The following is an 18609-nucleotide window of genomic DNA, read 5'->3' as shown; positions in this document are numbered from 1 at the left end:
AAACCCGGGTGACGGGCCCGGGCGTACCGTGTCACCATCAACAGGTCGGCGGCGCGGCCGGGCCTCACCGAAGGTACGGAATGTCGGACGGGCCCAGCGGGAATCATCCCCGGTGGTAACGCGTTGTGACTGACGTAACGAACCTCTCTCTTCGACGTAAGGATCCAATGACCTCCTCTTCTTCCCCTTCCCAGGACGAGCAGAGCTTCGCGGACACCAACCGCACCGAGAGCCTTCGGGCCGATGCCCTGATGGAAGAGGACGTCGCCTGGAGCCACGAGATCGACGGGGACCGGGACGGCGATCAGTTCGACCGCTCCGAGCGCGCTGCGCTTCGGCGTGTGGCAGGCCTCTCCACCGAGCTCGAGGACGTCACCGAGGTCGAGTACCGACAGCTGCGCCTGGAGCGCGTCGTGCTGGTCGGTGTCTGGACCACGGGGACGGTGCAGGACGCGGAGAACTCCCTCGCGGAGCTGGCGGCACTCGCCGAGACGGCGGGTGCGCTGGTGCTCGACGGCGTGATCCAGCGCCGTGACAAGCCCGACCCGGCGACGTACATCGGCTCGGGCAAGGCCAACGAACTGCGTGACATCGTGCTCGAGACCGGGGCCGACACCGTCGTGTGCGACGGTGAGCTCAGCCCTGGCCAGCTCATCCATCTCGAGGATGTCGTCAAGGTCAAGGTGGTCGACAGGACCGCACTGATCCTCGACATCTTCGCCCAGCACGCCAAGTCCCGAGAGGGCAAGGCGCAGGTCGCGCTCGCGCAGATGCAGTACATGCTGCCGCGACTGCGAGGCTGGGGTCAGTCGCTCTCCCGTCAGATGGGTGGCGGCGGCGGTGGTGGCATGGCCACCCGTGGTCCCGGTGAGACCAAGATCGAGACGGACCGGCGACGGATCCGCGAGAAGATGGCGAAGATGCGCCGGGAAATCGCGGAGATGAAGACCGGCCGTGACATCAAGCGGCAGGAGCGCCGGCGCAACAAGGTGCCGTCGGTGGCCATCGCCGGTTACACCAACGCCGGAAAGTCGTCCCTGCTGAACCGGCTGACGGGCGCGGGCGTGCTCGTGGAGAACGCGCTGTTCGCCACCCTCGACCCGACCGTGCGCCGGGCCGAGACGCCCAGCGGCCGGCTCTACACGCTGGCCGACACGGTCGGATTCGTACGGCATCTGCCGCACCACCTCGTCGAGGCGTTCCGCTCCACCATGGAGGAGGTCGGTGACTCCGATCTGATCCTGCACGTCGTGGACGGGTCGCATCCGGCTCCGGAGGAGCAGCTCGCCGCCGTGCGCGAGGTGTTCCGTGACGTCGGCGCGGTGAACGTGCCGGAGGTCGTGGTGATCAACAAGGCGGACGCGGCGGACCCTCTCGTCCTGCAGCGGCTGCTGCGGGCCGAGCGGCACTCCATCGCGGTGTCGGCGCGGACCGGCGAGGGCATGCGGGAGCTGCTCGCGCTGATCGACGACGAACTGCCGCGGCCGAAGGTGGAGATCGAGGCGCTCGTGCCGTACACCCAGGGCGGGCTCGTCTCCCGGGTGCACGCCGAGGGCGAGGTGATCTCCGAGGAGCACACGGCGGAGGGCACGCTGATCAAGGCACGGGTGCACGAGGAGCTCGCCGCCCTCCTCGCACCGTACGTCCCCGCCGCGCACTGACGTCTTCCGTCACACGCCAAGGCCGAAGGCCCGCCCCCTCGTCGCGAGGGAGCGGGCCTTCGGTTCATTTGTCCGTGCGGCGCGTGCCTACTTGGCGAACTTCTTGCTCACCATCTCGTGGGCCTGCTTGGCGCTCTGCCCCAACTGCGGGCCGGCGAGCCAGCCGTTGCCGCCCGCCGGGCCGATCGAGGTGTTCGACACCAGCGCCAGCTTGCCGTTCGGCATCGTGCGGAACCAGCCGCCGCCGGACGAGCCACCGGTCATGGTGCAGCCGATGCGGTACAGCGTCGGCATGTTCGGCGCCACGGACAGACGACCGGGCCGGTCCACGCACTTGTGCATGATCAGACCGTTGTACGGCGGGGCGGCCGGGTAGCCCCAGGCGCCCATCGCGTTCACCTGACGGGCCGCGGGGGCGGAGAAGTCGACCGGCAGGGCGACGCCGACGGTCTCCTCCAGCGACTTGCCGCCCCGCTCGGGCTTCACGTGCAGGACGGCGTAGTCGTATGCCCAGGCGCTGTTGGTGCCGCCCTTGTTGATCCAGTCACCGGACGTCACGGCCCAGTCGGCCCAGTACGTGCCGTACGGCGCGATCTCGTGCTGCTTGGCGTTCTGCAGCGCGGCCGGCGACTTGCCGAGGTTGTTGTACGCCGGGACGAAGGCGATGTTGCGGTACCAGCCGCCCCGCTGACCGGCGTGCACGCAGTGACCGGCCGTCCACACCATGTTGGACTTGCCGGGCCTGCGGGGGTCCTTCACCACGGTGGCCGAGCAGACCATCGAACCCTTGGGCGAGTCGAAGAAGACCTTGCCGACGGGGGCCGCGTTGCGGGTGTAGGGAGTCTTCTCCCGCTGCGCCCGGACCGGCCGCGGCGTGGGATCGGTGGTGCCGGTGGTGCCGGAGGTGGCCGCGATCGTCTGGTCCGGGCTCTGCGCCGTCTTCATGCGCTCGGGGTCCCAGAGCCCCTCGATCACCGGGTTGACGAAGTCCGAGGCCTCACGGAGCCACTTCTCCTTGTCCCAGTTCTTCCACTCGCCGTTCTTCCACTTGTCCGGGTCGACGCCGTGCTTCTTGAGCTTGTCGGCCAGGTCCGTGGGAAGCCCGCCGCCGTCCTGCGCGCCGCTCTGCTCGGCGGCGGGGCTGGAGGCGGCCGGCTTGTCGGCGGCGGCGTCCTCGGTCGGGCCGCAGGCCGTGGCCGTCAGCGCGAGGGCCGCGGCCAGGCCGACGAGGGCCGGCATGGGACGTATGGATCGCATGAGAACGATTCCCCCTGAAGTGCTTGGATGTCCGGCGGAGTCGTACGGCATCACGCCGTGCACACCGCTCTGCTGCAAAAACTTGCCATGAACGTGTCACGCGGCGAGACGGTCTTCGAACGAACCGTCCCGCAGCTGCGGAGACACTTTATGCCGTGCGTGCGGCTGCCGTGCGTGGGGGACCGACCGCGGGCCGGCGGGTCCGCGGCGCGCTCACCGTGGACCCGCCGGACGATCGGCGCGGTCAGCCCGCGCCCCAACGCGCCTAGCGGTCCGCGTACTTCTTGCTGACCTCGTCGTAGATGCCCTTGGCCTCCACGCCCAGTCGCGGACCGGCCAGCCAGCCGGCCGTCACCGGACCGATCGACGTGTTCGAGACCAGTGCCGGCTTGCCGTCCCGGCCCTTGGCGACCCAGCCGCCGCCGGACGAACCACCGGTCATGGTGCAGCCGATGCGGTACATCGTCGGCTGCTTCGCCTTGACTGACAGCCGGCCCGGCTTGTCCTGGCACTGGAACAGCTTCTGGCCGTCGTACGGCGGCGCAGCCGGGTAGCCCGTCGCCCTGATGTTCGCGATCTTCGGCACCGCCGGGGCGTTGAACTCGACCGGAAGGGCCGAACCGACCGTCTCCTCCAGCGACTTGCCGTTGCCGCCCTTCTCCAGGGTCACATGGATGACCGCGAAGTCATAGGGCGCGCCCTGGCCACCGGTCGAGGCGCCCTGGGAGATCCACTGTGCCGACGTCTGCGCCCAGTCGCCCCACCACACGCCGTACGGAGCGATCTGCTCGCGCGTGGCCCTCTGCAGCTCCGAGGTCGGCCTCCCGCCGTTGTTGTACGACGGTACGAAGGCGATGTTCCGGTACCAGCCACCGTTCTTACCGGCGTGCACACAGTGACCGGCGGTCCAGACCATGTTGGACTTGCCGGGATGCGCCGGGTCCTTCACCACGGTCGCCGAGCACACCATCGAGCCCTCGGGGCCGTCGAAGAACACCTTCCCGGCCTCGGCCGCGTTGGCGTGGTACGGGGTCTTCGCGCTCTTCGCGGCCACCGGGCTGGGCGTGGGGTCCGTGATGCCGTCGTCACCGGAGATGTCCTCCTCCTCGACCGGCTTGTCGGGCTGCTCGGCATCCCGCATCCGGTCCGGGTCCCAGAGGTCCTCGATGATCGGGTTCACATAGTCCTTGGCCTCACGGAGCCACTTCTCCTTGTCCCAGTTCTTCCACTCGCCGTTCCGCCACTTGTCCAGATCGATCCCGTGCTTCTTCAGACGGTCCTTCAGATCGTCCGGAATCTTGATCGTGCCGTCGGAGGACTGGCTCGCGGGCGCGCTGGGCTTGTCTGTCGCCGTGTCCTCACTCGGGCCGCAGGCAGTGGCCGTCAGCGCCAGCGCCGCGGCGAGGGAGGCTGCGGCGAGCAGCGGACGAATGGGTCGCATGTGGTGATCCCCCTGGGACTACGTCTTCAAATGCACTTGTGAACATGGAACTTCTGACCTTCGGCACCGGAGTGCGGCCCCCACTATGCCGGTGAGGAAGGGGACGGCGTGCGGCAGGGCCGCGGTTCCGGGCGAGGCCGAGCCGTGATCCGGGCCACTGAACGATCTTCGATCGGCCCGTGATCCGGGGCGCGTGCCGTCGTTGGTACGTACGGGGGACAGCAAGGGCACCGTCATGCCCCGCCGCGCCCGCGGCCGGGATGGCACACCGATGTGCGGAGCAGCCGTCACTGACGGCGCATCCGTCACAGCGGGGCGAACGCACCTGTCTACAACGGGTCTACAGCGGGAGGACACCAAGCCGTGGCCGTGACCGAACCAGCTCCGGTGGCACCGCCCGCCGCGACGACGTCAGCGCACGAAGGCATCCTGCGCCGCCAGTCGCTCCGGGAATCAGCGGCCCGCACCTACGCGCGCTCGCTCCCGATCGTGCCGGTACGGGCGCGGGGGCTGACCATCGAAGGGGCTGACGGCCGGCGCTACCTCGACTGCCTGTCCGGAGCGGGCACCCTCGCCCTCGGGCACAACCACCCCGTGGTCCTCGAAGCCATCAGGAAGGTCCTCGACTCGGGCGCCCCCCTGCATGTCCTCGATCTCGCCACCCCGGTCAAGGACGCCTTCACCACTGAGCTGTTCCGCACCCTGCCCCGGCAACTGGCGGACGACGCCCGCATCCAGTTCTGCGGCCCGGCAGGCACCGACGCCGTCGAGGCCGCCCTGAAGCTGGTCCGCACGGCCACCGGCCGCAGCGGGATGCTCGCCTTCACCGGCGCCTATCACGGGATGACGGCCGGTGCGCTCGACGCCTCGGGCGGCGCCACGGACGTACGGGTCACCCGGCTGCCCTATCCCCAGAACTACCGCTGCCCGTTCGGCATCGGAGGCGAGCGCGGCGCCGAACTCGCCGCCCGCTGGACCGAGAGCCTCCTCGACGATCCCAAGGGCGGAGTGACCACCCCCGCCGGCATGATCGTCGAGCCCGTCCAGGGCGAGGGCGGCGTCATCCCCGCGCCCGACGCCTGGATGCGCAGGATGCGGGAACTCACCGCCGCCCGCTCGATTCCGCTGATCGCCGACGAGGTACAGACCGGCGTCGGCCGCACCGGAACCTTCTGGGCCGTCGAACACAGCGGTGTCGTCCCCGACGTCATGGTCCTCTCCAAGGCCATCGGCGGCTCCCTTCCCCTGGCCGTCATCGTCTACCGCTCCGAACTGGACGTCTGGCGGCCCGGCGCCCACGCGGGCACCTTCCGCGGCAACCAGCTGGCCATGGCCGCGGGGGCGGCCACTCTCGCCTACGTCCGCGAGAACGGGCTCGCCGACCGCGCGGCCACCCTCGGCGCACGGATGCTGGGCCAGCTCCAGGGCCTCGCCGCCGCCCACTCCTGCATCGGCGACGTACGCGGCCGGGGGCTCATGATCGGTGTGGAGATCGTCGACCCGGACGCCGCCGCCCCCGACTCCCTCACCCCGCCGACCGACCCCGCCCTCGCGGCGGCCGTGCAGCGCGAGTGCCTCGACCGCGGCCTGATCGTCGAACTCGGCGGCCGTCACTCAGGAGTCGTACGCCTCCTCCCTCCCCTCACCGTCACCGACGAACAGGTCGCGGCCGTCCTCGACCGCTTCGCCGACGCCCTGGCGGCCGCCGAGCGCACCCCTCGCCCCCATCGACACGCCACCGGACCGTCCCACTGAACCCCGGACCCGCCCGGACCCCACCCGGACACCATCAGCAAGGAAGTCCCCCGTGAATCCCACCTCCGCCTCCCAGGCCCCCGACGCCGACGACCGCCCCACGGCCGGCGCCGAAGGTCCCCACGGCCCGCTCGGCCCGCTCGGCGTCGAGTCGGCGACCGTTCCTCGCCAGCACTCGGGCCCGCACGACGCCCCGCGTCCGCCCGCGCCCCCGAGCGCCCGCCCGTCAGGACGCGACGAGAGCCGGCACCCCCAGGAGGCCGACCCCCTCGATCATCCGGACCCGGCGAGGGCCGCCGACATCGCGGCCACCGAGAGCCTGCTCCGCTGCTGGGTCCGGGAGAACGACCTCGCCGCCCCGACCGGCCACACCCTCCGCGTTCCCCTCGACGCCAGCGGTACCGCCCTCCTCGTCCCCGTCCTCCACTGGTCGCCGACCGGCTGGCACCGCTTCGGGCCCCCCGCCCTGGAAGGCGCGCCGCAGGGCGCCCCGCCGGCCGACGCCGTGACCGTCGCCGCCCTCATCGGACGCGAGTCCGGCCGCCCCGAGGGAACCGAACTCGTCGCCCGGGTCGCCGACTCGGCCCGTCGCACCGCCGACTTCATCGCCGACCGTCGCCTGAACCCCGCTCCCGCCCCGGACGCGGACCTCTTCCTCACCGCCGAGCAGTCACTGCTGCTCGGGCACCCCCTGCACCCGACCCCCAAGAGCCGTGAAGGCCTCTCGGACGCCGAAGCGCGCATCTACTCACCCGAGCTGTACGGCTCCTTTCCGCTGCACTGGACGGCCGTCGACCGATCCGTCCTGGCCACCGAGTCGGCCTGGACCGAGCAGGGTCGCCCGCTGCCCGCGGAACAGCTCACCGCCCGCTTCGCCGACGGCCTGCGACTCCCGGACAACACCGTCGCCCTGCCGCTGCACCCCTGGCAGGCCCGCGAACTGCGGCACCGCCCCGCCGTCGCCGCCCTCCTCGACGCCGGCCTCGTCCATGACCTCGGGCCGTACGGCGACCCCTGGCACCCCACCTCCTCCGTCCGTACGGTGCACCGGCCCGGCGCGCCCGCGATGCTCAAGCTCTCGCTCGGCGTGCGCATCACCAACTCGCGCCGGGAGAACCTCCGCAAGGAGCTCCACCGCGGCGTCGAGGTGCACCGGCTGCTCCGCACCGGCCTCGCCGAGCAGTGGCAGTCCGCCCACCCGGGTTTCGACATCGTCCGCGACCCCGCATGGCTCGCCGTCGACACCCCCGAGGGGGAACCGGTCCCCGGCCTCGACGTCATGCTCCGGCACAACCCCTTCGGGCCCTCCGACGACGCCGTCTGCATCGCCGGACTCACAGCGCCCCGGCCCTGGCCCGGCAGCCCCGTGATGCGCTCCCGGCTCGCCGAGACCGTGGCCCGCCTCGCCGCCCGCACCGGCCGGCCCACCGGAGCCGTCTCCGCCGAGTGGTTCCTGCGCTATCTCGACCAGGTCGTGCGCCCGATCCTCTGGCTGGACGGCACCGCCGGCATCGCCCTCGAAGCCCACCAGCAGAACACCCTGGTGCTCCTCGACGCCGACGGCTGGCCCACGGGCGGCCGCTACCGCGACAACCAGGGCTACTACTTCAGGGAGTCCCACCGCGCCGCCCTGGAGAAGCGCCTCCCCGGCATCGGCACCGCGAGCGACACCTTCGTCTCCGACGAGGTCACCGACGAGCGCTTCGCCTACTACCTCGGCATCAACAACGTCCTCGGGCTGATCGGCGCCTTCGGAGCGCAGCGGCTCGCCGACGAACGCGTCCTGCTCGCCGCCCTGCGGCAGTTCCTCGCCTCGGCAACCGCCCTCGGCTCGCCCCTGCCGCGGCACCTCCTCGACACCAAGGCCCTGCGCTGCAAGGCCAACCTCCTCACCCGCCTCCACGGCCTCGACGAACTCGTCGGCCCGGTCGACACCCAGTCGGTCTACGTCACCATCGCCAACCCCCTCCACGCCTGAAAGAACACGACCCGCCCGAACTGCTGAGAGGAGAGCGCCACCGTGCCTCCCACCGATGCGAGCACCGAGACCGGATCCAGCCCGCCGCCCCACGCCGACGGGTGCGGCGAGGACACCCTGGACCTACGGCTGCCCGATGAACTCATCGCACTGTTCGAGGCGGGCGGGAGCGCGGGCGCCCCGGTCGGCTCCGACGAGGCCGACCGGCATCTCCTCGACAACCTCCCCGAGTGGGGCCCGGTCACCACCTCCCTCGGCCCCTTCCAACTCGTCCCCGTACGCGTCGAACGTGATCTGCCGCTGGTCAGCCGCTGGATGAACGACCCCGCCGTCGCGGCCTTCTGGGAGCTCGACGGCCCCCCGGCGGTCACCGCCGGCCATCTGCGCACCCAACTCGACGGCGACGGACGCAGCGTTCCCTGTCTCGGCGTGCTCGAGGGCGTCCCCATGAGCTACTTCGAGATCTACCGGGCCGATCTCGACCCTCTCGCCCGGCACTATCCGGCGCGTCCCCACGACACCGGCATCCACCTCCTCATCGGCGGAGTCGTCGACCGGGGCCGCGGCGTCGGCACGACCCTGCTCAAAGCCGTCGCTGACCTCGTCCTCGACAACCGGCCGCGCTGCACCCGCGTCATCGCCGAACCGGACCTGCGCAACACCCCCTCCGTCTCAGCATTCCTGAGCGCCGGATTCCGCTTCTCCGCGGAAGTCGACCTCCCCGACAAGCGAGCCGCCCTCATGGTCCGTGACCGCGCTCTGCGACACGTCCTGTGACACCTCCTGCGACACACCCTGTGAACGACCCTCTGCTTTCCATACACCGCTCGACCCGCATCGGTTCCATCCCGAGGAGTCAATCCCTGTGCCGAAGTCCCCTGCCGTCCCTGACTCCGCCGACCAGGCCGCTGAGCACGCCGAGCCGCCTCTGCCGGCCCCGCCCGAACTGAACCCGGCCGACTGGAACAGGGCGGCCGCCCGCCTCCTCGCTAAGGCCCTCGGGGAGTTCGCGTACGAGGAGATCATCGAGCCCCGCCCCCAGCACCCGGGCGCAAGCGAGACCGGGGAGGCGGGCCGCCGCCACTACGCCCTCGCACTGGACGACGACTCGGTCCTCACCTTCACCGCCCGCCGCGGCGCCTACGGCAGCTGGCGCGTCGACGCCGACTCCGTCGCCCGCGACGGCCTGCCCTACACCGACCCGCTGGACTTCCTGGTCCGCGCGCGCCGCCTCCTCGCGCTCGACGGCGCCACGCTCGGCCATCTCCTGCGCGAGCTCACCCTCACACTGGCCGCCGACGCCCACCTCGACCACACGGCCCTGAGCGCCGCGCAGCTGGCCGACCTCGGATACGCGGAGCTCGAAGGCCACCAGACCGGCCACCCGTGGATCGTCCTCAACAAGGGCCGCATCGGTTTCTCCCCCGCCGACACAGCACGCTGGGCCCCCGAAGCCCGCCGCCCCGCCCGCCTCCCGTGGATCGCTGTCAGCACCGAGCTCGCCGACTACCGGGGCGTCGCCGGCCTCGCCACCCCCGAGCAGCTCTACGAGCGAGAACTCGACCCCGCCGTACGCGAGGCCTTCCACGCCGCGCTGCGCGCCCGGGGGCTCGCCCCCGACACATATCTCCTGCTGCCCGTCCATCCCTGGCAGTGGGAGGAGATCCTGCTTCCGCTCTACGCGCCCGCCGTCGCACGCGGCGCCATCGTTCCGCTGTCCAGCGACGGGGACCTCCGGCTGCCGCAGCAGTCCATCCGCACCTTCGTCAACACCAGCAGGCCCGACCGGCACACCGTCAAGCTGCCCCTCTCGGTTCTCAACACGCTGGTCTGGCGCGGCCTTCCGACAGAGCGCACCCTCGCCGCACCCGCCGTCACGTCCTGGGTCCACGGACTGCGTGACGCCGATCCGTTCCTGCGCGACGAGTGCGGCGTGATCCTGCTCGGCGAGGTCGCCTCCGTCGCCGTCGAGCACCCGCTCTACGACCGGCTTCCCGAGGTCCCGTACCAGTACAAGGAACTGCTCGGCGCGATCTGGCGCGAGCCGCTGCGGCTCCCCCCGGGCGAGCGCGCCCGCACCCTCGCCTCGCTCCTTCACACCGATCCGCAGGGCAGGGCCTTCACCGCCGAGCTCGTCGACCGCTCCGGGCTGGCGCCCACCGCATGGCTCCAGCGTCTCTTCGCCGCGCTGCTGCCGCCCCTGCTGCACTTCCTCTACCGCTACGGGACCGTCTTCTCCCCGCACGGCGAGAACGCCGTCGTGGTCTACGACGACCAGGACGTCCCGGTACGGATGGCGATCAAGGACTTCGTCGACGACGTGAACGTCAGCGCGCGGTCGCTGCCCGAGCACGACGCCATGCCCGACGATGTACGGGCCGTGCTGCTCACCGAGGAGCCCGGCTTCCTGACGCAGTTCATCCACTCCGGGCTCTTCGTCGGCGTCTTCCGGTACCTGGCGCCGCTCTGCGAGGACCAACTGGGCGTCCCGGAAGAGGATTTCTGGGCTCTCGTGCGCGCCGAGATCCTTCGCTACCTGGCCCGGTTCCCCGAGCTCAAGGACCGCTTCGAGATGTTCGACCTGCTCACGCCCCGCATCGAGCGGCTCTGTCTCAACCGCAACCGTCTGCATCTGGACGGCTACCGTGACCGCCCCCAGCGACCTCACGCGGCCGTCCACGGCACGGTCCCCAATCCGCTGGCGTGATCGGAGTGTCAGTGGCGCACCGTAGGCTGGTCGGGCTATGACGAAGCCATCCCTCCCCGAGCTCCTCCACGCCGCAGTCGCCGCCGTCGGCGGTGTGGAACGGCCTGGCCAGGTCACCATGGCCGAGGCCGTCGCCGCGGCCATCGACGACGGTTCCCACCTCCTCGTCCAGGCCGGCACCGGCACCGGAAAGTCCCTCGGCTATCTGGTGCCGGCGCTCGCGCACGGGGAGCGTGTGGTCGTCGCCACGGCCACCCTGGCGCTCCAGCGACAGCTGGTCGAGCGAGACCTGCCGCGCACGGTCGAGTCGCTGCACCCGCAGCTGCGCCGCCGCCCGGAGTTCGCGATGCTCAAGGGGCGGTCGAACTATCTGTGCCTGCACCGGCTTCACGAGGGCGTGCCCCAGGACGAGGAGGAGGGCCTCTTCGACCCGTTCGAGGCGGCCGCGCCCACCAGCAAGCTCGGGCAGGACCTGCTGCGGATGCGGGACTGGGCCGACGAGACCGAGACGGGAGACCGGGACGATCTCAGCCCCGGTGTCTCCGACCGTGCCTGGTCGCAGGTCTCCGTCTCCTCCCGGGAGTGCCTGGGGGCGAGCAAGTGCGCGTACGGCGCGGAGTGCTTCGCCGAGGCCGCGAGGGAGCGTGCCAAGCTCGCCGACGTCGTGGTGACCAACCACGCGCTGCTCGCCATCGACGCCATCGAGGGCGCCCCGGTCCTGCCTCAGCACGAGGTGCTGATCATCGACGAGGCTCATGAGCTCGTCTCCCGGGTCACCGGCGTCGCCACTGGCGAGCTCACCCCGGGCCAGGTCAACCGCGCGGTCCGCCGTGCCGCGAAGCTGGTCAACGAGAAGGTCGCCGATGAGCTTCAGACCGCCGCCGAGGGCTTCGAGCGGCTGATGGAGCTGGCCCTGCCGGGCAGGCTGGAAGAAGTCCCCGAGGACCTCGGCTACGCCCTCATGGCGCTGCGCGACGCGTCCCGCAATGTCATCTCGGCCCTCGGTTCCACCCGGGACAAGTCGGTCCAGGACGAGGACGCCGTACGCAAGCAGGCGCTGGCCTCCGTGGAGTCCATCCACGGCGTGGCGGAGCGCATCTGCAACGGCTCCGAGTACGACGTCGTCTGGTACGAGCGCCATGACCGTTTCGGCGCTTCCCTCCGGGTCGCCCCGCTGTCCGTGTCCGGGCTGCTGCGGGAGAAGTTGTTCGCCGAGCGTTCGGTGGTTCTCACCTCGGCCACGCTCAAGCTCGGCGGCGATTTCAACGGTGTCGGAGCTTCCCTCGGCCTCGCTCCGGAGGGCACCGCCGGCGATGACGTGCCGGTGTGGAAGGGGATCGACGTCGGTTCCCCGTTCGACTATCCCAAGCAGGGAATTCTCTATGTCGCCCGCCATCTGACGACCCCAGGCAGGGAGGGGAGCCGCGGCGACATGATGGACGAGCTGGCCGAACTGGTGGAGGCGGCCGGTGGGCGGACGCTCGGTCTGTTCTCCTCCATGCGGGGCGCACAGGCCGCCGCCGAGGAGCTGCGCGGGCGGCTGGACAAGCCGATCCTGCTCCAGGGCGAGGACACGCTGGGCGAACTGATCAAGAAATTCGCCGATGACCCGGAGACCTGCCTCTTCGGCACGCTCTCCCTGTGGCAGGGCGTCGATGTGCCGGGCCCGAATTGCCAGCTCGTGATCATGGATCGGATTCCGTTCCCCCGGCCCGACGATCCGCTGATGAGCGCCCGCCAGAAGGCGGTCGAGGAAGCCGGCGGCAATGGCTTCATGGCCGTCGCGGCGACCCATGCGGCTCTGCTCATGGCCCAGGGAGCGGGTCGTCTGGTGCGGGCGACCGGCGACCGAGGGGTGGTAGCCGTCCTCGATCCCCGGCTCGCCAATGCGCGGTACGGCAGCTTCCTGAGGGCTTCGATGCCCGACTTCTGGTACACCACGGACCGCGATCAGGTGCGCCGCTCGCTGGCCGCGATCGACGCCAAGGCGAAGGCGGACGGGAAGTAACCGGAGGAGTAGGCCGGGAAAAGAAATCAGACAGGGGTGCCGGTGCTGAAAGGCACCGGCACCCCTGTCTGCATGCCCGTCGCCTGCGTGGCCGTCTGTACGGTCGACGGCCGCTGAGGGGCTGAGCTGCTTGTGGAGAACGGAAAGCAGCCGCTGAACCAAGAAATCCGAACCAAGAAAATGCAGGGCCCCGGGACCGGCGCAGTGGGTCCCGGGGCCCGGTCAGGGCCGACGGGGTGGGGTCACACCCGCCGCAGTACCGCTACCACCTTGCCGAGGATCGTCGCCTCGTCACCGGGGATCGGCTGGTAAGCCGCATTGTGCGGGAGGAGCCAGACATGGCCGTCCTCCCGCTTGAAACGCTTGACCGTGGCTTCGCCGTCCAGCATCGCGGCCACGATGTCGCCGTTCTCCGCGACCGGCTGGCGACGCACGGTGACCCAGTCGCCGTCGCAGATGGCTGCCTCGATCATCGAGTCGCCGACGACCTTCAGTACGAAGAGCTCGCCGTCACCGACCAGCTGGCGGGGGAGCGGAAAGACGTCCTCCACCGACTCCTCGGCGAGGATCGGGCCACCGGCCGCGATCCGGCCGACCAGCGGGACGTACGACGCGGCGGGCTTGCCGGTCGTGTCCGTGGGCTGCGCGCTGGGCTGGTCCGAGCCCCGGACCTCGTACGCCCGGGGGCGGTGGGGGTCGCGGCGCAGGAAGCCCTTGCGCTCGAGAGCCATCAGCTGGTGGGCGACCGACGACGTGCTGGACAGCCCCACCGCCTGGCCGATCTCCCGCATCGACGGCGGGTAGCCCCGCCGCTGGACGGAGTCCCGGATGACTTCGATGACCCTCCGCTGCCGGTCCGTGAGGCCGGAGCTGTCCGCCCGGATGCCTGGAGGTCGGCCGGGCAGCGAGCGCGTGGGCTTGGGACCCTCCGGGTTCGTGGCTGCGTCATTCATGGCATGCACCGGCTCGAGTCGGCTCTGGGAGCGGTCCTGTGCAGTGATGATGGCACTGTCTGCGGTAGTGGTCACGTCGGCCCCTCTCGAGATGTTCTCCCTAGCTCGACAACGGTAGTAGCTTTCGAAAGGTTGCGCCAAACACACGTTCGAGTGAAAAATCGCAGATTGTCTTACGCGTGTGTTCGGCTGGGTGTATATGCGCTCCGGATCCTTTGGAATTCGGTCCATGACGGTACCGGTCGGCGGCGGCGCGGCACGAGCGGGGTGCGCTTCCAGTCTGGCACCCGCGGGCCCCGGAGTGGAGGCGGCGCGCGCGTCCCGTACTCTCGTGGCCGGTCTCCCGGGCGAGCCGCGCCGCGACACGCGCGACGTGCCCGAACGGCGGCCCAACCCCAGATCTAGTGGTTGGATTGATCCCGCCACCCAGAAGTTGTGGTCCCCGGTCGGCCAAGGCCTTGGCCATCGCCTATGCTTGGGGCTGCTTCGGGGGGTCTTGACGGGCCTGTCGAGGCTATTCAGTCGTGCTGTGAAGGAGGGGTCGGAAGCCATGCACTGTCCCTTCTGCAGGCATCCCGACAGCCGCGTCGTCGACAGTCGCACCACCGACGACGGAACGTCGATCCGACGCCGCCGCCAGTGCCCCGACTGCTCCCGCCGTTTCACCACGGTGGAGACCGCCTCGCTGATGGTCATCAAGCGCAGTGGCGTGACGGAACCCTTCAGTCGTACCAAGGTCATCTCCGGCGTGCGCAAGGCGTGCCAGGGACGGCCGGTCACCGAGGACGCCCTCGCCCAGCTCGGCCAGCGGGTCGAGGAGGCGGTGCGCGCCACCGGCAGCGCCGAGCTGACCACCCATGACGTCGGGCTGGCCATACTCGGCCCCCTGCGGGAACTCGACCTCGTCGCGTACCTGCGCTTCGCGTCCGTGTACCGGGCGTTCGATTCACTCGAAGACTTCGAGGCCGCCATCGCGGAGCTCCGCGCCGGGCGGCCTCCCGCTGAGGAACGCGGGAACGGCGTGACCCGTGAGGTCCCCGTTCCCGCCACCGCCGCCGACTGACCGACGGGCCGGGCGCAGGCAGCCCGGAGATCGGCCGTCGAGCGGCACAAGACCTGTCGAGAGCGCCGTGCGTGGCGTTCCCGGCATCAGAACAGAGAGCGTGCCTGGGAAGTTTTGGGCACTTCAGGGTGTTTTTGCCCGTATATGGGAGGCGGCATGACAGAGACGGCGAGCGGCCCGGCACGAGGTTCCCGCGCCAAGGGGACCAAGTCGACCAAGGGTCTGCGTATCGAGCGCATCCACACCACGCCCGGCGTGCATCCGTACGACGAGGTGGTCTGGGAGCGTCGTGACGTCGTCATGACCAACTGGCGCGACGGCTCGGTCAACTTCGAGCAGCGTGGCGTCGAGTTCCCCGACTTCTGGTCGGTGAACGCGGTCAACATCGTCACCAGCAAGTACTTCCGCGGGGCCGTCGGCACCCCGCAGCGCGAGACCGGTCTGAAGCAGCTCATCGACCGGATCGTGAAGACCTACCGCAAGGCCGGCGAGGACTACAGCTACTTCGCCTCGCCCGCCGACGCCGAGATCTTCGAGCACGAGCTGGCGTACGCCCTCCTGCACCAGATCTTCAGCTTCAACTCGCCGGTGTGGTTCAACGTCGGCACGCCCCAGCCGCAGCAGGTCTCCGCCTGCTTCATCCTGTCCGTCGACGACTCCATGGAGTCGATCCTCGACTGGTACAAGGAAGAGGGCATGATCTTCAAGGGCGGCTCCGGTGCCGGCCTGAACCTCTCCCGCATCCGCTCCTCCAAGGAACTGCTCTCCTCCGGCGGCAACGCCTCCGGCCCGGTCTCGTTCATGCGGGGCGCCGACGCGTCCGCGGGAACGATCAAGTCGGGCGGCGCCACCCGCCGCGCGGCCAAGATGGTCATCCTCGACGTCGACCACCCCGACATCGAGGACTTCATCGAGACCAAGGTCAAGGAGGAGGAGAAGATCCGCGCCCTGCGCGACGCGGGCTTCGACATGGACCTGGGCGGCGACGACATCACGTCCGTCCAGTACCAGAACGCCAACAACTCCGTCCGCGTGAACGACGAGTTCATGAAGGCAGTGGAGTCCGGCGGCAAGTTCGGCCTGCGCGCCCGGATGACCGGTGAGGTCATCGAGGAGGTCGAGGCCAAGTCGCTGTTCCGCAAGATGGCCGAGGCCGCCTGGGCCTGCGCCGACCCGGGCATCCAGTACGACGACACGATCAACCGCTGGCACACCTGCCCCGAGTCCGGCCGGATCAACGGCTCGAACCCGTGCAGCGAGTACATGCACCTGGACAACACCTCGTGCAACCTCGCCTCGCTGAACCTGATGAAGTTCCTCAAGGACGACGGCAAGGGCAAGCAGTCCTTCGAGTCCGAGCGCTTCGCCAAGGTCGTCGAGCTGGTCATCACCGCGATGGACATCTCCATCTGCTTCGCGGACTTCCCCACCGAGAAGATCGGTGAGAACACCCGCGCCTTCCGCCAGCTCGGCATCGGCTACGCCAACCTCGGCGCCCTGCTGATGGCGACCGGCCACGCCTACGACTCCGACGGCGGCCGCGCGCTCGCCGGCGCCATCACCTCGCTGATGACGGGCACCTCGTACAAGCGCTCCGCCGAGCTCGCCGCGGTCGTCGGCCCGTACGACGGCTACGCCCGCAACGCCGAGCCGCACCAGCGGGTCATGAAGCAGCACGCCGACGCCAACGCCACGGCCGTCCGCATGGACGACCTGGACTCGCCGATCTGGGCCGCCGCCACGGAGGCCTGGCAGGACGTCGTCCGCCTCGGCGCCAAGAACGGCTTCCGCAACGCCCAGGCGTCGGTCATCGCCCCCACCGGCACCATCGGTCTCGCGATGTCCTGCGACACCACCGGCCTCGAGCCCGACCTCGCCCTGGTCAAGTTCAAGAAGCTCGTCGGCGGCGGCTCGATGCAGATCGTCAACGGCACCGTCCCGCAGGCCCTGCGCCGCCTGGGCTACCAGGAGGAGCAGATCGAGGCGATCGTCGCCCACATCGCCGATCACGGCAATGTGATCGACGCCCCCGGTCTCAAGACCGAGCACTACGAGGTCTTCGACTGCGCGATGGGCGAGCGTTCCATCTCCGCGATGGGTCACGTCCGGATGATGGCGGCCATCCAGCCGTGGATCTCCGGCGCGCTCTCCAAGACCGTGAACCTCCCCGAGACCGCCACGGTCGAGGACGTCGAGGAGGTCTACTTCGAGGCGTGGAAGATGGGCGTCAAGGCGCTCGCCATCTACCGCGACAACTGCAAGGTCGGCCAGCCGCTCTCCGCCAAGAAGAAGGAGACGGAGAAGGCCGAGGTCACCGCGAAGGCCGAGGAGACCATCCGCGCCGCGGTGGAGAAGGTCGTCGAGTACCGCCCGGTCCGCAAGCGCCTCCCGAAGGGCCGCCCGGGGATCACCACCTCCTTCACGGTCGGTGGCGCCGAGGGGTACATGACCGCCAACTCCTACCCGGACGACGGTCTCGGCGAGGTCTTCCTGAAGATGTCCAAGCAGGGCTCGACGCTCGCGGGCATGATGGACGCCTTCTCCATCGCCGTCTCCGTCGGTCTGCAGTACGGCGTTCCGCTGGAGACCTACGTCTCGAAGTTCACCAACATGCGCTTCGAGCCGGCCGGTATGACGGACGACCCGGACGTGCGGATGGCGCAGTCGATCGTCGACTACATCTTCCGCCGCCTGGCGCTGGACTTCCTGCCGTTCGAGACGCGCTCGGCGCTCGGTATCCACTCGGCGGAGGAGCGTCAGCGCCACCTGGAGACCGGCTCGTACGAGCAGTCCGACGAGGACATGGACGTCGAGGGCCTCGCCCAGTCGGCTCCGCGCCAGCAGGAGATCCCGCAGGTCGTCGCCACGCCCAAGATCGAGGTTCCGGCCCCGAAGCAGGCGCACACCTCGGCGGAGCTCGTGGAGATGCAGCTCGGCATCAGCGCGGACGCGCCGCTGTGCTTCTCGTGCGGTACGAAGATGCAGCGGGCCGGCTCCTGCTACATCTGCGAGGGCTGCGGCTCGACCAGCGGTTGCAGCTGATACCGGGCGCCGTCAGGGCGTGAGGTGAACGGCCGGGGAGGCGGAGTCGACATGTCGGCTCCGCCTCCTTCGGCGTGTACGGCGCTGCACACAGCGCGCGGCTGTTCTGGTGTGCGGGCGCTTCTTCCGGCGTGCGGCTGTTGGTGTGCGCGGCGCTTCTTCCGGCGTGCGCGGCGCTGGTTCAGGAGCGGGCCGCTCCCATGAGCGCCGCGAAGGACTGCGGGTCCGTGTCGTAGCCGCGGAACAGGGGGCGGTACTCCCAGCTGCCCGTTCCGGCGCGTACGAACTCCGCCACCGTCGCCGCGGTGAACCCGGAGAGCGCGGCGAAGCCGTCGTCGGACAGGACCGTGTAGCCCTCGCGGACGCGGACGCCGGCGTTGGAGATGTCGCCGAACGTCCGGCGGCCGCCGCCCTGCTGTATGGCCACGCCCACGACCACGCGCGTGTAGAGGCCGGCAAGGCGGTCCAGCTCCAGCGTCATCGCCTCGTCGAAGCCGAAGCCCTGTCCCGTACTGCTCTCGCGGTTGAGGGTGATCGTGCCGTCCGGAGACCTGCTGTCGAAGTGCACGAGGTACGCGGGGACCCCGTACGGGTCGTCCGCCGTGTAGACCCCGGCGACGATGTCCAGATCGTGCGCCGGTTCACCGAGGGGGCTGGGGTCCCACTTGAGCGTCACCTCGACCTTGCCGACCCCCTTGTTGAGACCGCTCACCGGAATCCCCTCTCTCATTACGGACCGTCAAC

The 18609-nt window shown here is 70.1% G+C and carries 12 protein-coding genes; 8 read left to right on the top strand and 4 right to left on the bottom strand.

Annotated features, from left to right (window positions below):
- The first annotated feature begins 167 nt into the window (after positions 1 to 167).
- Positions 168 to 1661 carry a GTPase HflX gene (hflX, locus tag ACZ7J0_RS04835; protein ID WP_470883978.1) on the top strand — a complete coding sequence of 498 codons (1494 nt, stop codon included), beginning with the start codon at positions 168 to 170 and terminating at the stop codon, positions 1659 to 1661.
- 87 nt (positions 1662 to 1748) lie between these two features.
- On the opposite strand, the gene ACZ7J0_RS04830 is transcribed toward hflX, so the two are convergent.
- Positions 1749 to 2918 carry a trypsin-like serine peptidase gene (locus ACZ7J0_RS04830; RefSeq protein ID WP_470883976.1) on the bottom strand — a complete coding sequence of 390 codons (1170 nt, stop codon included), beginning with the start codon at positions 2916 to 2918 and terminating at the stop codon, positions 1749 to 1751.
- A 265-nt stretch (positions 2919 to 3183) separates the two neighbouring features.
- Positions 3184 to 4359, bottom strand: coding sequence for a trypsin-like serine peptidase (locus ACZ7J0_RS04825; RefSeq protein WP_470883974.1), 1176 nt, complete (start codon positions 4357 to 4359; stop codon positions 3184 to 3186).
- Positions 4360 to 4722: 363 nt separating this feature from the next.
- Between ACZ7J0_RS04825 and ACZ7J0_RS04820 the strand changes: the two genes are divergently transcribed.
- The 5 genes from ACZ7J0_RS04820 to ACZ7J0_RS04800 all read left to right on the top strand — a co-directional run bounded on the left by ACZ7J0_RS04820 (position 4723) and on the right by ACZ7J0_RS04800 (position 12807).
- Entirely contained in the window at positions 4723 to 6114 is a 1392-nt protein-coding gene (locus ACZ7J0_RS04820; RefSeq protein WP_470883972.1) for a diaminobutyrate--2-oxoglutarate transaminase family protein, read from the top strand.
- A gap of 52 nt (positions 6115 to 6166) precedes the next feature.
- Positions 6167 to 8092 carry an IucA/IucC family protein gene (locus tag ACZ7J0_RS04815; RefSeq protein WP_470883970.1) on the top strand — a complete coding sequence of 642 codons (1926 nt, stop codon included), beginning with the start codon at positions 6167 to 6169 and terminating at the stop codon, positions 8090 to 8092.
- Between the two features lie 42 nt (positions 8093 to 8134).
- Positions 8135 to 8869: a GNAT family N-acetyltransferase gene (locus ACZ7J0_RS04810; RefSeq protein ID WP_470883968.1), complete on the top strand. Its 735-nt coding sequence runs from the start codon at positions 8135 to 8137 to the stop codon at positions 8867 to 8869.
- An 88-nt stretch (positions 8870 to 8957) separates the two neighbouring features.
- Positions 8958 to 10799 (top strand): IucA/IucC family protein, encoded by a 1842-nt coding sequence (locus ACZ7J0_RS04805; protein WP_470883966.1) that lies wholly within the window; start codon positions 8958 to 8960, stop codon positions 10797 to 10799.
- 37 nt (positions 10800 to 10836) lie between these two features.
- The gene (locus ACZ7J0_RS04800; RefSeq protein WP_470883964.1) at positions 10837 to 12807 is read left to right on the top strand and encodes an ATP-dependent DNA helicase; all 1971 of its coding nucleotides are present in this window, start codon (positions 10837 to 10839) and stop codon (positions 12805 to 12807) included.
- 242 nt (positions 12808 to 13049) lie between these two features.
- Here the strand turns inward: ACZ7J0_RS04800 and lexA are convergent, their stop codons facing one another.
- Complete coding sequence (gene lexA, locus ACZ7J0_RS04795; RefSeq protein WP_468704662.1) at positions 13050 to 13835, bottom strand: transcriptional repressor LexA; 786 nt, start codon at positions 13833 to 13835, stop codon at positions 13050 to 13052.
- 475 nt (positions 13836 to 14310) lie between these two features.
- Between lexA and nrdR the strand changes: the two genes are divergently transcribed.
- Both nrdR and ACZ7J0_RS04785 read left to right on the top strand, forming a co-directional pair.
- The gene (nrdR, locus tag ACZ7J0_RS04790) at positions 14311 to 14823 is read left to right on the top strand and encodes a transcriptional regulator NrdR (RefSeq protein WP_470883962.1); all 513 of its coding nucleotides are present in this window, start codon (positions 14311 to 14313) and stop codon (positions 14821 to 14823) included.
- Between the two features lie 156 nt (positions 14824 to 14979).
- Positions 14980 to 17865 carry a vitamin B12-dependent ribonucleotide reductase gene (locus ACZ7J0_RS04785; protein ID WP_470883960.1) on the top strand — a complete coding sequence of 962 codons (2886 nt, stop codon included), beginning with the start codon at positions 14980 to 14982 and terminating at the stop codon, positions 17863 to 17865.
- Positions 17866 to 18046: 181 nt separating this feature from the next.
- On the opposite strand, the gene ACZ7J0_RS04780 is transcribed toward ACZ7J0_RS04785, so the two are convergent.
- The gene (locus tag ACZ7J0_RS04780; RefSeq protein WP_470883958.1) at positions 18047 to 18577 is read right to left on the bottom strand and encodes a TerD family protein; all 531 of its coding nucleotides are present in this window, start codon (positions 18575 to 18577) and stop codon (positions 18047 to 18049) included.
- Positions 18578 to 18609: the final 32 nt, after the last annotated feature.

It is taken from the genome of Streptomyces sp. NPDC038280 (genome assembly GCF_055600045.1).
Note: the sequence above shows the minus strand (reverse complement) of the source record. Positions and strands in the feature narration are given on the sequence as shown.